The 13,599-nt window shown below is 70.5% G+C and carries 10 protein-coding genes, 1 tRNA gene and 1 pseudogene; 8 read left to right on the top strand and 4 right to left on the bottom strand.

The features are described 5' to 3' along the window. Positions 1 to 7: 7 nt before the first annotated feature. Positions 8 to 82, top strand: a tRNA-Val gene (locus AB0N07_RS47070). 154 nt (positions 83 to 236) lie between these two features. On the opposite strand, the gene AB0N07_RS47065 is transcribed toward AB0N07_RS47070, so the two are convergent. Beyond that, a complete protein-coding gene (locus AB0N07_RS47065) occupies positions 237 to 962 on the bottom strand; it encodes a 3'-5' exonuclease (RefSeq protein WP_365846511.1) in 726 nt (241 codons plus the stop codon). A gap of 168 nt (positions 963 to 1,130) precedes the next feature. Here AB0N07_RS47065 and AB0N07_RS47060 point away from each other — a divergent pair, with 168 nt between their 5' ends. From AB0N07_RS47060 to thrS, 3 genes are all read left to right on the top strand, one after another. Then, positions 1,131 to 1,697, top strand: a complete 567-nt coding sequence (locus AB0N07_RS47060; protein ID WP_266953551.1) for a DUF4365 domain-containing protein — start codon at positions 1,131 to 1,133, stop codon at positions 1,695 to 1,697. Further along, entirely contained in the window at positions 1,694 to 2,929 is a 1,236-nt protein-coding gene (locus AB0N07_RS47055; protein ID WP_365846509.1) for a hypothetical protein, read from the top strand. The genes AB0N07_RS47060 and AB0N07_RS47055 overlap by 4 nt, the downstream gene beginning before the upstream one ends. Positions 2,930 to 3,050: 121 nt before the next feature. After that, a complete protein-coding gene (gene thrS / locus AB0N07_RS47050; protein WP_365846507.1) occupies positions 3,051 to 5,027 on the top strand; it encodes a threonine--tRNA ligase in 1,977 nt (658 codons plus the stop codon). 51 nt (positions 5,028 to 5,078) lie between these two features. Here the strand turns inward: thrS and AB0N07_RS47045 are convergent, their stop codons facing one another. Continuing rightward, complete coding sequence (locus AB0N07_RS47045; RefSeq protein ID WP_365846505.1) at positions 5,079 to 5,735, bottom strand: ion channel; 657 nt, start codon at positions 5,733 to 5,735, stop codon at positions 5,079 to 5,081. A gap of 79 nt (positions 5,736 to 5,814) precedes the next feature. Between AB0N07_RS47045 and AB0N07_RS47040 the strand changes: the two genes are divergently transcribed. Next, positions 5,815 to 6,363, top strand: a complete 549-nt coding sequence (locus AB0N07_RS47040; protein ID WP_365846503.1) for an HIT domain-containing protein — start codon at positions 5,815 to 5,817, stop codon at positions 6,361 to 6,363. A 21-nt stretch (positions 6,364 to 6,384) separates the two neighbouring features. Here the strand turns inward: AB0N07_RS47040 and AB0N07_RS47035 are convergent, their stop codons facing one another. Together AB0N07_RS47035 and AB0N07_RS47030 are read right to left on the bottom strand one after the other, a co-directional pair. Then, positions 6,385 to 8,046, bottom strand: coding sequence for a hypothetical protein (locus tag AB0N07_RS47035; RefSeq protein ID WP_365846501.1), 1,662 nt, complete (start codon positions 8,044 to 8,046; stop codon positions 6,385 to 6,387). 214 nt (positions 8,047 to 8,260) lie between these two features. Further along, positions 8,261 to 10,459, bottom strand: coding sequence for an elongation factor G-like protein EF-G2 (locus tag AB0N07_RS47030; protein ID WP_365846499.1), 2,199 nt, complete (start codon positions 10,457 to 10,459; stop codon positions 8,261 to 8,263). Positions 10,460 to 10,686: 227 nt separating this feature from the next. On the opposite strand from AB0N07_RS47030, the pseudogene pgsA reads away from it, so the two are divergent. The 3 genes and pseudogenes from pgsA to AB0N07_RS47015 all read left to right on the top strand — a co-directional run bounded on the left by pgsA (position 10,687) and on the right by AB0N07_RS47015 (position 13,514). Then, positions 10,687 to 11,422 (top strand): annotated as a pseudogene (pgsA, locus tag AB0N07_RS47025) (phosphatidylinositol phosphate synthase). After that, positions 11,419 to 12,348: a phosphatidylinositol mannoside acyltransferase gene (locus tag AB0N07_RS47020; protein WP_365846497.1), complete on the top strand. Its 930-nt coding sequence runs from the start codon at positions 11,419 to 11,421 to the stop codon at positions 12,346 to 12,348. The pseudogene pgsA and the gene AB0N07_RS47020 overlap by 4 nt, the downstream one beginning before the upstream one ends. After that, positions 12,345 to 13,514 (top strand): glycosyltransferase family 4 protein, encoded by a 1,170-nt coding sequence (locus tag AB0N07_RS47015; protein ID WP_365846495.1) that lies wholly within the window; start codon positions 12,345 to 12,347, stop codon positions 13,512 to 13,514. The genes AB0N07_RS47020 and AB0N07_RS47015 overlap by 4 nt, the downstream gene beginning before the upstream one ends. Positions 13,515 to 13,599: the final 85 nt, after the last annotated feature.

Raw genomic sequence — 13,599 nt, 5'->3', positions numbered from 1 at the left:
CGTTCCCGGGCGATTAGCTCAGTGGGAGAGCGCTTCGTTCACACCGAAGAGGTCACTGGTTCGAACCCAGTATCGCCCACCATGTCGATGGCGGCTCATGCCTGCAAACAGCGCAGGCCCGAGCCGCCATCGTCATATTCTGCGCGGCTTCGCCGCGCAAGGCGGGGGCTCCGCCACCCGCACCCCCGGGAGGCCGGTCCGCAGCAGCGGGCCGGCCTTCTGCGTGTCGGCCCGCTTCACGCCGCTGCCGGAAGATCCGGCCGCAGCGGCCATGCCGGGTTCACTGTCTCCTCCGTGCCGCTCTTCGCGAACCACGCCTGCAGACCGCGCGCCTGGGCCGCGTGCCAGGTGGTCTGCAGGGCGTGCAGCTCGGCGGGGGACAGGCGCTCCAGCCGGGCGGCGAAACGACGCCCGAGGGCCCGTACGACATCCAGCGCGGCCAGGGCGTCCGCCGCCGCGTCGTGCGCACCCTCCAGCGTGACGCCGTAGTGCGCGCACAGATCGGTCAGGGTGCGACGGCCCTTGCGGTAGCGGTCCAGGTGCTTGTCGAGAACCCGAGGGTCGAGCACCCGCAGCGTCGACGCCTCGAACCAACGGTCCAGCGACGAGGCGCGATGGCGGCGCAACTCGCGGTCGAGCAATGTCAGATCGAACGGCGCGTTCATCACCACGAGCGGACGGGCCATCGCCGCCTGCTCCGCCAGTTCCTCGGCTATCTCGTACATCACCGGCGCCGGCCAGCGGCCGTTGCGCTGCAGGTGTTCGTCCGTCAGCCCGTGCACCGCCGTCGCCGCCTCCGGCACCGGCACACCCGGGTTGACCAGCCAACGGGTCATCCGGGGCCGGCTGCCCGGGGCGTCCTGGACGACGACGGCGGCCGACACGATCCGGTCGGTCTCGACGTCGACACCCGTGGTCTCCGTGTCGAATGCGGCCAGGGGCCCCTCGTACCAGGTCGTCATGCCTACACAACTCCTCGTTCACCCACGGCAGCTGACGTCCCGTCTTCTGCCTGTTTGGTGATACCCGGGCTGTTTGCGCCGTACGCCGGAAGGACACAACAGGAGTACGGGTCTTTGCAGTTCAGAGGCGCGCAACGGGGAATCACTTGGCGTGGAAGGCTGTTGGTCATGGCGATAGCGCAGCCCGAGCGGGGCGGGCTGCTGCCCGAACGTGCGGGCCCCCTTCGCGGCACACTCGCCACCACCGCCTGCATGGAGACACTGCAGGTGGGTTATCTGCACGCCGTCGCCGCGGCGGCCGGCTGCTCGCTGTCGCAGCCGTTTCCGGACAACGGCATCGACTGGCACGTCAGTCACGGCTCGCCCGGGCACACCGTCGACGACGAGGTGACCATCAAGGTGCAGCTGAAGTGCACGTACCAGGTCGCGCCGAACCCGCCGGGCCGTTTCTTCTCCTTCACGCTCGACAACGACCATCTGCGCAAGCTCGCGCGCACGCCCGTCTCGGTGCACAAGATCCTGGTCGTGATGCTCGTCCCGAGATCCCAGGACGACTGGCTGCGCGCCAGCCACGACCGCCTCGACCTGCGGCACTGCTGCTACTGGGTCAACCTGGCCGGCCAGCCGGTCACCGGGCGGACCCGGACCACCGTGCGGATACCGACCTCACGCATCTTCGACGACCGGGCGTTGTGCGAGATCATGACGCGGGTCGGGGCCGGAGGCAGACCATGACGCACCGCCCGCTGGAGGAGCCGCTGCGGCCCGTCAGGCCGCACCCGGTCGAGGCCTCCTGGCACCGTCCCCCCGAGCCCGACGAGGTCGACCCCGCCGTGCTCAGCGCTCTGCTGCACCGGCACGGCTGGGAGCGGCGCGGCGGAGCCGCCGGACGCTACGGCCGCTGGACCCCGCCCGGCCCCGGCGGCGGCGGGACCAGCCTGCTCGTGCCCGAGAGCCGCGCCTTCCCCGACAGCGACGACCTGCTCGGCGAGGCGCTCGTCGCGCTGACCCGCAGCGGCACGCCCTCCGCCCGCGAGGTGCTGGTCTCCCTCGCCGTACCCAGCGACGAGATCCGCTGGTGGCGGGATGTGCCGAGCGGTCCCGGCGGCTCCGCGCCCTGGGTGGTCGAGGAGCAGCTGCGCGCCTGTGCCCGCCACATGCTGCTCGCCGGAGCGCTCGCCACGCGCGCGCGTGCGGGCTACTACGGCGCCCGGCACCGCCGCGCCGCCGCCGCGCTGCTGGAGAGCGTCCTGGTCGGCTCCGCGAGCGGCGGCGGCCGGCTCACCGCCTTCGTGCCCGTCGGCACGGGCCGGCAGCTCGCCGTACGCCTCCACCAGGCCCTGTACGCCGCTCGCGAGGCCATCGACTACCAGCGGGCCACCGGCGGTATGGACGCCTTCGACGGCGCCGTGGAGGCGGGTGTGAGCCGTGAGCTGACCGAGGCGCTGATCGTCCTGGTGCGCGGTACCGAGGGCGCCAGGATCGCCGTCGAGTGGGCACCGGCCGCCGGGGTGCCCGAGGACTGCGTGGCGGGTGTCGAGCCGGTGGAGTTCTCACCGGGCGACCTGCCGGTGCTGCGCGAGGCCGGCGCCCGCTATCTGCGCGAGGAGCCGTCCGTGCCCGTGCGGATCACCGGCACGGTGGTGCGGATGCGCAGGTCGGGGCCGCGCGGGGAGGGCAGCGTACGGCTGCGGGTGATCGCGGGAGCCGAGGTGCCGCACGTCCGGATCACGCTGGACGAGGAGGACTACCGCATCGCCGGGCACGCCCACCTCGTGGGGCTGCCCGTGCGGCTGCACGGGCGGCTGGAGAGCCGGGGCGGCTTCCGGCGGCTGACCGGGGCGTCCGGGGTCGCACCGGTGCAGGTGGAGGAGGCGGAACGGGACCGGCTGATGAAGTCGATGCAGGAGCACGCGGAAAAGGGCGACTTCTTCGAGGAGGCGTGCAGCGGGGAGGACGACGACTGAGCGCGGGCCCGCCTGCACGAAGGGCGACCGTTTCGCGGTCGGAGGGTCGGGGTCGGTACGATCCCCTATTGCGCGCGCTCCTGGTATGGCGCCGCACTCCACCTTCAGTCAGGAGAGACCGGTGTCAGACGTCCGTGTGATCATCCAACGCGATTCCGAGCGGGAAGAGCGCGTGGTGACGACGGGCACTACGGCCGCCGAGCTCTTCGCCGGCGAGCGCTCGATCGTCGCCGCGCGCGTGGGCGGCGAGCTCAAGGACCTCGCCTACGCGCCGGCCGAGGGCGAGGTCGTGGAGCCGGTGGAGATCTCCTCCGAGGACGGCCTGAACATCCTGCGCCACTCCACCGCACATGTGATGGCGCAGGCCGTGCAGGAGCTGTTCCCCGAGGCCAAGCTGGGCATCGGCCCGCCGGTCAAGGACGGCTTCTACTACGACTTCGACGTCGAGAAGCCGTTCACGCCCGAGGACCTCAAGGCCATCGAGAAGAAGATGCAGGAGATCCAGAAGCGCGGGCAGCGGTTCGCCCGTCGTGTGGTCACCGACGAGGCCGCCCGCGAGGAGCTGGCGGACGAGCCGTACAAGCTCGAACTGATCGGCCTCAAGGGCTCGGCGTCCTCGGACGACGGCGCGGACGTCGAGGTCGGCGCCGGTGAGCTGACGATCTACGACAACCTGGACGCCAAGACCGGCGAGCTGTGCTGGAAGGACCTCTGCCGCGGTCCCCACCTGCCGTCCACCCGCCTGATCCCGGCGTTCAAGCTGATGCGCAACGCGGCCGCCTACTGGCGCGGCAGCGAGAAGAACCCCATGCTCCAGCGCATCTACGGCACCGCCTGGCCCTCCAAGGACGAGCTCAAGGGCTACCTCGACTTCCTCGCCGAGGCCGAGAAGCGCGACCACCGCAAGCTGGGCTCCGAGCTCGACCTGTTCTCCATCCCGGAGCAGATCGGCTCCGGCCTGGCGGTCTTCCACCCCAAGGGCGGCATCGTCCGCCGTGTGATGGAGGACTACTCGCGCCGCCGGCACGAGGAGGAGGGCTACGAGTTCGTCTACACCCCGCACGCCACGAAGGGGAAGCTCTTCGAGACGTCCGGACACCTGGACTGGTACGCCGACGGCATGTACCCGCCCATGCAGCTCGACGAGGGCGTGGACTACTACCTCAAGCCCATGAACTGCCCGATGCACAACCTGATCTTCGACGCGCGCGGCCGCTCCTACCGCGAACTGCCGCTGCGCCTCTTCGAGTTCGGGACCGTGTACCGGTACGAGAAGTCCGGCGTCGTGCACGGCCTGACCCGTGCCCGCGGCTTCACCCAGGACGACGCGCACATCTACTGCACCCGTGAGCAGATGTCGGAGGAGCTCGACAAGACGCTCACCTTCGTCCTCGGCCTGCTGCGCGACTACGGTCTGACCGACTTCTACCTGGAGCTGTCCACCAAGGACCCGGAGAAGTTCGTCGGCTCCGACGAGGTCTGGGAGGAGGCGACCGAGACCCTTCGCCAGGTCGCCGAGAAGCAGGGACTGCCCCTGGTCCCCGACCCGGGCGGCGCCGCCTTCTACGGCCCGAAGATCTCCGTCCAGACGAAGGACGCCATCGGCCGCACCTGGCAGATGTCGACGATCCAGCTCGACTTCAACCTGCCGGAGCGCTTCGACCTGGAGTACACGGGTCCGGACGGCTCCAAGCAGCGCCCGGTCATGATCCACCGCGCGCTGTTCGGCTCGATCGAGCGGTTCTTCGCGGTGCTCCTGGAGCACTACGCGGGCGCCTTCCCGGCCTGGCTGGCCCCGGTCCAGGCGGTCGGCATCCCGATCGGTGACGGGCACGTCGAGTACCTGGAGAAGTTCGCCGCGGCCGCGAAGAAGCAGGGCCTGCGGGTCGAGGTCGACTCCTCCTCGGACCGCATGCAGAAGAAGATTCGCAACGCCCAGAAGCAGAAGGTGCCCTTCATGGTCATCGCGGGCGACGAGGACATGTCGGCCGGTTCCGTCTCCTTCCGCTACCGGGACGGTTCTCAGGAGAACGGCATCCCGTTCGACGAGGCCATCGCGAAGATCGCCAAGGTCGTGGAGGACCGGGCGCAGGTCTGACCGTCCGGTCCGGTCGGCCTGATCCGCCGGCTCCGAGGGCCCTCGGGAGGTTCAGCCTCCCGGGGGCCTTTCGTCGTCCTCGCGGGCGAAGACCTGCAGCAGCCAGGAGGCGAAGGTGCCGGTCACCGCGCCGAGCAGGGCCAGTCCGACGGCCATCATCCCGACCGCGATCAGCCGTCCCAGCGGCGTCACCGGCATGACGTCGCCGTAGCCGACGGTCGTGAGGGTCGCACAGGCCCACCAGACGGCGTCGCCGAAGGTCCGCATCGACGCGCCCGCCGCACCGCGTTCCTGCTGGTAGACGGCGAGAGACCCGGCAAAGCCGAGCAGGACCGTCGCAAGCCCGGAGTACGCGATCACGCGCGCGTGCAGCGGGAGCCGGGGCTTGCCGTGCCGCCGCTGCATGGCTTCGTAGACCTTGACAATCCGAAGGGGCCGCAGCAGCGGCAGGATCACCATCACCGTGTCCAGCAAGTGCTTCCGCACGAACCTGTGCCCCTGCCCGCTCAGTCGCCACAGCACCGCGTAGTTGAAGGCGAACAACGCCCAGGAGGCCAGCAGCACCGCGAGCGCCAGCTCCTGCATGGGGCCCGTCAGACCGGGTGCCAGGACGCGGATCGCGTACGAGGCGAGGAAGGCCAGCGATGCGACGGCGAGCGGAAGCTCGGTCCGCTGCTCCCAGCGGGCTGCGCGAGTGTCATCGTCCACCGGCCCAGCTTGGCCCGGCGCGCTTTTCGCACAACCCCGCCGACACGCCGCGAACGGGCGACGCCATATGCTGCATGGCATGACGAGTGAGCCGGAGCAGCAGTTGGGAGTAGGGGTCCAGGACGCGTTCCAGCGCCTGTGGACGCCCCACCGGATGGCCTACATCCAGGGCGAGAACAAGCCGACCGGCCCCGGTGCCGACGACGGCTGCCCCTTCTGCTCCCTCCCGGCGAAGTCCGACGAGGACGGGCTGATCGTCCGGCGCGGTGAGCAGGTCTACGCCGTGCTCAACCTGTACCCGTACAACGGCGGCCACCTCATGGTCGTCCCCTACCGCCATGTCGCCGACTACACGGATCTCACGGGCCCCGAGACCGTCGAGCTCGCCGCGCTCACGAAGCAGGCCATGACGGCCCTGCGGACCGCCTCCGGTGCCCATGGCTTCAACATCGGCATGAACCAGGGTTCGGTCGCCGGCGCCGGCATCGCGGCCCACCTCCACCAGCACATCGTTCCGCGCTGGGGCGGCGACACGAACTTCATGCCGGTCGTCGGCCACACGAGAGTGCTGCCGCAGCTGCTCGCGGACACCAGGAAGATGCTGGCGGAGGCCTGGCCTTCGGCGTAAGCCCTCCGCGGCGTACACCTTCTACGCCTCGTACACGTCCGCTTTCTTGGGCGTGGGGTCCTGGATCTGCGTGCTCAGGAACGCCGACCTCGTGCCGAACTTCTCCGTGTCCACGCCGTTCTCGTTGAGGACCCGTATCGCCGCCGCGTGCACCACCCGCAGCACCGGCGTGGCGGCGCGCAGCGCGTCGTCGGCCATGAAGCGGTGGCGCCAGGGCTGGTCGGCCCAGGCGTGCCGGAGGCCGAAGGGCTCGGGCAGGGCTATCGTGCCGCCCAGCCAGTTCAACAGGGGCGGGTACCAGGAGAGCGGGGCGCGTACGGCCAGTCGTACGACCTCGTCGGTGGTGACCAACGGGAGGGACACCTTCCGGGTCTCCCACGGCTTGAACGACTTCTGGACCTCCTTCGTCGGCGCCTCGGGCTTGCTGGTGAACAGGGAGTTCACGGGACCGAGCGCATGCCCGGTGACCTCGATGCGCAGCGTCTCGTGCAGCACGGTCACCGTGATCATCATGGTGATGACCAGCTGCCCGTCCCACAGGGTCCACTGCACGCCCAGATAGTGCCGGTCGCCCGCGCCGAACTGCTGCTTGTTGCAGATGTCCTGTATCGCGTGCGACTTGACCTGGTACGCGTCCACGTCCGTGCCCTCCGGCCGGGACACCTCCTTCGCGCCCTCGCCAATCGGTGTGACGATCCAGTGCCGTACGGAAGGGGTCGGGAAGCCGCCGGTGTTGAGCGTGTTCCGCTCCAGCATGCGCAGCTGGTCGTGGATCGAGCGGATGACGTCCCAGCTGCGGAAGGGGTGGATCTCCCGGGTCGGGTCGGCCGACACCAGGTCCTCCGCGAGCTGCCAGCTGCCCCAGCGGGTGCCCATCCCGAGGATGCCCTTCGGGCCGGCGTAGAACACGGAGTTGGACTGCTGCTCGGCGCTCAGCTTGGCCAGCGACTGGCGCAGCGCGTCCGCTTTGGTCTCGCCCGGGCTGGTCGGCACCGCCTCGGGCACCTTGGCCCCGATGCTGCTGCCCGCCAGCAGGCTGTCCCAGCGCTCGCGCAGGTCCTTCGCCGTCCGCTCGCAGATCTGCCTGGCCCAGAACCAGCCGATGACGGGCATGATCACCGAGGCTCGCGCATACCAGGCCCAGAAACCCGTGAACGGCATGCGGATCAGAAAGATCACGGCGAGGGCGCCCACCGCCACCAGCAGCGTGGTGGCCAGCGCGCCCGCCCGCTTGTCGTCGCGCCTGGCGATGGTGGTGCGGATCGAGAAGACCAGCAGCCAGACGAGGAGGCCGGGCAGGAACAGCAGGCCACACAGCACCATCACGATGCTCAGCAGATTGTCCCGGTCCTTGCGGATGTTGTTCGCCGCCAGACAGTGCTCGACGACGACCGGGGGCTCGGCGCCGAAGGACTGGATGAGCGGCTTGCGGCCGGCCCCCACCATGCGGTCCACCACCGCCCGCGAGAAGGCCTCACCCAGGTTGGGCCGGAATATCCTCGCCCATTTCAGGCCCGTTTTGACGGTGGTCTGATGCCACTCGTTGTCCGCTTTCTTGATGTCCTCGACCGGGTTGTCCCGGTAGGCCGCGGAGGCCAGCGCGAACGTGGCTGTCTGGCCCTCGTTGCCCGTGCGGGGCACCTGGGGGCCGAAGATGTCCCCGTAGCCGCTCTCAACGGTCATTCCCGCCCCCGATCGCCGCCGACGTCGCTTCTGCGGCTTTCCCGACTTCCTTGCTTCGCACACCTGTTGATCAGGCCGCCGCGGTGTTCGCCCGACAACTTGATCAGGTCATCAGCGTATCCGCAGGCACCGACATTCGTCGGCGGACGGCCGAAGCCGCCCGCCGACGGAGGGGAGCGTTCCGTAAAAGCGACTTGGAAGCGCCCGGCGCCAACTACGAGGCGTCGCACGCCTCTTCACGAATCCTCTCCGCGATCTGCGGAGGCATCGGCTCGTGCCGTGCGTAGGAGCGGTTGAAGCGCGCGGTGCCGTGCGAGAGGGAGCGCAGGTCCACGGCGTACCGTCCGATCTCGATCTCGGGCACCTCGGCTCGTACGAGTGTGCGGTTTCCGGTGGTCTGTTCCGTGCCGACCACCCGGCCGCGCCGTCCGGACAGGTCGCTCATCACGGCGCCCACGTACTCGTCGCCGACCAGTACGGTCACCTCGGCCACCGGTTCCAGCAGATGGATCTTGACGTCGGCCGCCGCCTCCCGCAGCGCCAGTGCACCGGCCGTCTGGAAGGCCGCGTCCGAGGAGTCCACGGAGTGCGCCTTGCCGTCCAGCAGGGTCACCCGGACGTCGATGAGCGGATAGCCCGCCGCAACTCCCTTGGCCGCCTGGGCCCTTATGCCCTTCTCGACCGACGGGATGAACTGCCGAGGCACCGCGCCGCCGACGACCTTGTCCACGAACTCGATGCCCGAGCCGCCGGGCAGCGGCTCCACCTCGATCTCGCAGATCGCGTACTGCCCGTGCCCGCCGGACTGCTTCACATGGCGGCCGCGGCCCGCCGCCTTGCCCGCGAACGTCTCCCGCAGGGAGACCTTGTGCGGGATCACGTCGACCTGGACGCCATAGCGGCTGCGCAGCCGTTCCAGCGCCACGTCCGCGTGCGCCTCGCCCAGACACCACAGCACCACCTGGTGGGTGTCCTGGTTCTGCTCGAGCCGCATGGTCGGGTCCTCGGCGACCAGCCGGGAAAGACCCTGCGAGAGCTTGTCCTCGTCCGCCTTGCTGTGCGCCTCGATGGCGAGCGGCAGCAGCGGGTCGGGCATCTGCCACGGCTCCATGAGCAGCGGGTCGTCCTTGGCCGACAGGGTGTCGCCGGTCTCCGCACGGTTCAGCTTCGCCACGCACACCAGGTCGCCCGCGATGGCGTGCGTCACGCTGCGCTGCTGCTTGCCGAAGGGGGTGGACAGGGCGCCGATGCGCTCGTCGACGTCGTGGTCCTCGTGCCCACGGTCCGCGAGCCCGTGCCCGGACACATGCACCGTCTCGTCGGGGCGCAGCGTGCCGGAGAAGACGCGGACCAGGGAGACCCGGCCGACGTAGGGGTCGGAAGCCGTCCGCACGACCTCGGCGACCAGCGGGCCGTCCGTGTCGCAGGCCTTCACCTCGCGCGGCTTGCCGTCGATCGTGGTGACCCCGGGTGTGGGGTGCTCGAACGGCGTCGGGAAGCCGCCCGTGACCAGCTCCAGCAGCTCTACGGTGCCGAGGCCCTGCTTGGCGCCCTCGGCCGCGGGGGCGGCGGCCAGGACCGGGAAGAAGACCCCGCGTGCGACGGCGCGCTCCAGGTCCTCGACGAGCGTCTTGAAGTCGATCTGCTCGCCACCCAGATAGCGGTCCATGAGGGTCTCGTCCTCGCTCTCCGAGATGATCCCCTCGATCAGCCGATTGCGGGCCTCCTCGATCCGAGGCAGCTGGTCCTCGCCCGGCTCCGACTCCTTGCGCTCGCCGGACGAGTAGTCGAAGACCTTCTGCGACAGCAGCCCGGTCAGCCCCGTCACGGGCGCGTGCCCGTCCGGGCCCTGCGGGCCGTGCAGCGGCAGGTACAGCGGGAGCACGGCGTCGGGGTCGTCCCCGCCGAAGGCCTCCGCGCAGGTCCGTGTCATCTCCTCGAAGTCCGCCCGGGCGGCCTCCAGGTGGGTGATCACGATCGCCCGTGGCATGCCGACGGCCGCGCACTCCTCCCACACCATGCGGGTCGAGCCGTCCACGCCGTCGGAGGCCGAGACGACAAAAAGGGCCGCGTCCGCCGCTCGCAGACCGGCCCGCAGTTCCCCGACGAAGTCGGCGTATCCGGGGGTGTCGAGAAGATTGACCTTGATGCCGTCCCATTCGACCGGCACCAGGGAGAGCTGCACCGAGCGCTGCTGCCGGTGCTCGATCTCGTCGTAGTCGGAGACGGTGCCGCCGTCCTCCACGCGGCCCGCCCGGTTCACTGCTCCCGCGGTGAGTGCGAGAGCTTCCACCAGTGTCGTCTTGCCCGATCCGCTGTGGCCGACCAGCACCACATTCCGTACGGACGCGGGGTGGTCGGCCGCTGTAGCCCTGCCGGCGGCTCCGGGGTGTGCGCTTGCCTTGTCGCCCATGGCCTTGCCTCCCGTGCACGGTGAGGTCACTGTGGGCGCGGGCATGCCGGGCCGCGTGCGGTGGCGGCTCCGATGACGCCCGCGGTTCTTCGAGCTTTCCACTCCCGTCACGGTGCGTCCATACGACGGACGTGATCGCGCCGCCCGCCTCCGGCCCGGGCCGTCCGCCCGATCTCCCCGCAGACGTCCGGGTGCCCGGCAGTCGCACACGCGCGCGCGTGGCTACGATGGGCCAGCCGGAGGCCAGCAGGGGCCGCGGCCACACCGACCGTCGGGAAGGCCATGCTGAACAAGTACGCGCGTGCATTCTTCACGCGTGTCCTCACGCCGTTCGCCGCGTTTCTCATCCGCCGGGGCGTCAGCCCCGACACGGTCACGCTCCTCGGCACCGCCGGCGTGGTCGCGGGTGCACTGGTCTTCTACCCCCGGGGTGAGTTCTTCTGGGGCACGGTCGTGATCACGCTGTTCGTGTTCTCCGACCTCGTCGACGGCAACATGGCCCGCCAGCTGGGCCGCACCAGCCGCTGGGGCGCCTTCCTGGACTCCACCCTCGACCGGGTCGCCGACGGCGCGATCTTCGGCGGATTCGCCCTCTGGTACGCGGGAAGCGGCAACGACAACGTCCTGTGCGCCGTCTCGATCTTCTGCCTGGCCAGCGGCCAGGTGGTGTCGTACACCAAGGCCCGCGGCGAGTCGATCGGACTGCCGGTCGCCGTCAACGGTCTCGTGGAGCGTGCCGAACGCCTGGTCATCTCGCTGGTCGCGGCCGGGCTCGCGGGCCTGCACAAGTTCGGGGTGCCGGGCATCCAGTTCCTGCTGCCGATCGCCCTGTGGATCGTCGCCGTCGGCAGCCTGGTCACGCTCATCCAGCGGGTGGTCACCGTCCGTCGCGAATCGGCGGAGGCGGAGGCCGCGGCGACCTCCCCGGAGAACGCCTCACAGGGGAGCGAGGCGGCGAAGTGAACCTTCGCGATCAGCTGACCGACGCGCTGTACGGCCTCGGCTGGGGCACCGTCAAGAAACTCCCGGAGCCCGTCGCCGTACGGCTGGGACGCTCCATCGCCGACCTCGCCTGGAAACAGCGCGGCAAGGGCGTGCAGCGCCTGGAGAGCAACTACGCGCGCGTGGTGCCCGATGCGAGCCCCGAGCGCCTCGCCGAGCTCTCGCGCGCGGGCATGCGCTCGTACCTGCGCTACTGGATGGAGTCCTTCCGGCTTCCGGCATGGAGCGCCGAGCGGACAAGGAGCGCCTTCGACCCCAAGGACCTGCACTACCTGACCGACGGGATCGCCTCCGAGCAGGGCGTCATCCTGGCGCTGCCGCACATGGCCAACTGGGACCTCGCCGGGGCCTGGGTCACCACCAAGCTCGAGACGCCGTTCACGACGGTGGCCGAGCGCCTCAAGCCCGAGAGCCTCTACGACCGCTTCGTCGCCTACCGTGAGGGCCTCGGCATGGAGGTGCTCCCGCACAGCGGCGGCACCGCCTTCGGCACGCTCGCCCGGCGGCTGCGCGACGGCGGCCTGGTCTGCCTGGTCGCCGAGCGGGACCTGTCGTCCTCGGGCGTCGAGGTCGAGTTCTTCGGCGAGGCCACCCGGATGCCGGCCGGCCCCGCCCTTCTCGCCCAGCAGACCGGCGCACTGCTCCTGCCGGTCACGCTCTGGTACGACGACTCGCCCGTCATGCAGGGGCGTGTGCACCCGCCGGTCGAGGTACCCGAGACAGGTAGCCGGGCCGAAAAGACGTCTGTCATGACACAGGCGCTGGCCGATGCCTTCGCCACCGGGATCGCCGACCATCCGGAGGACTGGCACATGCTCCAGCGCTTGTGGCTCAAGGACCTCGATCCTGCGAGGAAACCCCCGGCTCCCGAGAAGGGCACGTCGTGAGGATCGGCATCGTCTGCCCGTACTCCTGGGACGTGCCGGGCGGCGTCCAGTTCCACATCCGCGACCTCGCCGAGTACTTCATCCGCCTGGGCCACGAGGTGTCGGTCCTTGCTCCCGCCGACGACGACACGCCCCTGCCGCCGTACGTCGTCTCGGCCGGACGGGCGGTCCCGGTGCCGTACAACGGCTCGGTGGCCCGGCTGAACTTCGGCTTCCTGAGCGCCGCCCGCGTCCGGCGCTGGCTGCACGACGGCGAGTTCGACGTCGTGCACATCCACGAGCCGACCTCGCCGTCGCTCGGCCTGCTGGCCTGCTGGGCGGCCTCCGGCCCGATCGTGGCCACCTTCCACACCTCCAACCCGCGCTCGCGGGCGATGATCGCCGCCTACTCGATCCTCCAGGCGGCCCTGGAGAAGATCAGTGCCCGGATCGCGGTGAGCGAGTACGCCCGGCGCACGCTGGTGGAACACCTCGGCGGCGACGCGGTCGTCATCCCGAACGGCGTCGACGTCGACTTCTTCGCCCGGGCCAAGCCCAAGGCTCAGTGGCAGGGCGACACCATCGGCTTCATCGGCCGCATCGACGAGCCGCGCAAGGGCCTGCCGGTGCTCATGAAGGCGCTGCCCAGGATCCTCGCCGAGCGCCCGCAGGCGCGGCTGCTGGTCGCCGGGCGCGGGGACGAGGAGGAGGCGGTCGAGTCGCTGCCCGCGGAACTGCGCCCGCGCGTGCAGTTCCTCGGCATGGTCAGCGACGAGGACAAGGCCCGCCTCCTGCGCAGCATCGACCTGTACGTGGCGCCGAACACCGGCGGCGAGAGCTTCGGCATCATCCTCGTCGAGGCCATGTCCGCCGGCGCCCCCGTCCTCGCCTCCGACCTGGACGCCTTCGCCCAGGTCCTGGACCAGGGCGCGGCGGGCGAGCTGTTCGCCAACGAGGACTCCGACGCGCTGGCCGAGGCGGCCCTGCGGCTGCTGGGGGACCCGGAGCGCCGGGCCGAGCTGCGCGGGCGGGGCAGCGCCCATGTACGGCGCTTCGACTGGTCCACGGTCGGCGCGGACATCCTGTCGGTGTACGAGACGGTGACGGCGGGAGCGGCCGCGGTCGCGGCGGCGGAGGACGAGCGGGGACCGGGGCTGCGGGGGCGGTTGGGTCTGGCACGGGACTGAGGGGCGCCTGGGGGCGCCGGTCGGTCGAACCGACCTGTCCGGCGTTTGAGGACGAGGCCGTAGCGGGGGTCTGGGGGCGGCAGCC

The organism is Streptomyces sp. NPDC051172 (genome assembly GCF_040682555.1).
Taxonomy (GTDB): Bacteria; Actinomycetota; Actinomycetes; order Streptomycetales; family Streptomycetaceae; genus Streptomyces.
The sequence above is the reverse complement of the archived record's forward strand: the minus strand, read 5'-3'. Positions and strand labels throughout refer to the sequence as shown.

Bases quoted from the DNA above. Each gene is read 5' to 3' on its own strand.
- AB0N07_RS47065 (WP_365846511.1), bottom strand. From the start codon at position 962: ATGACGACCTGGTACGAGGGGCCCCTGGCCGCATTCGACACGGAGACC.
- AB0N07_RS47060 (WP_266953551.1), top strand. From the start codon at position 1,131: ATGGCGATAGCGCAGCCCGAGCGGGGCGGGCTGCTGCCCGAACGTGCG.
- AB0N07_RS47055 (WP_365846509.1), top strand. From the start codon at position 1,694: ATGACGCACCGCCCGCTGGAGGAGCCGCTGCGGCCCGTCAGGCCGCAC.
- AB0N07_RS47040 (WP_365846503.1), top strand. From the start codon at position 5,815: ATGACGAGTGAGCCGGAGCAGCAGTTGGGAGTAGGGGTCCAGGACGCG.
- AB0N07_RS47035 (WP_365846501.1), bottom strand. From the start codon at position 8,046: ATGACCGTTGAGAGCGGCTACGGGGACATCTTCGGCCCCCAGGTGCCC.
- AB0N07_RS47030 (WP_365846499.1), bottom strand. From the start codon at position 10,459: ATGGGCGACAAGGCAAGCGCACACCCCGGAGCCGCCGGCAGGGCTACA.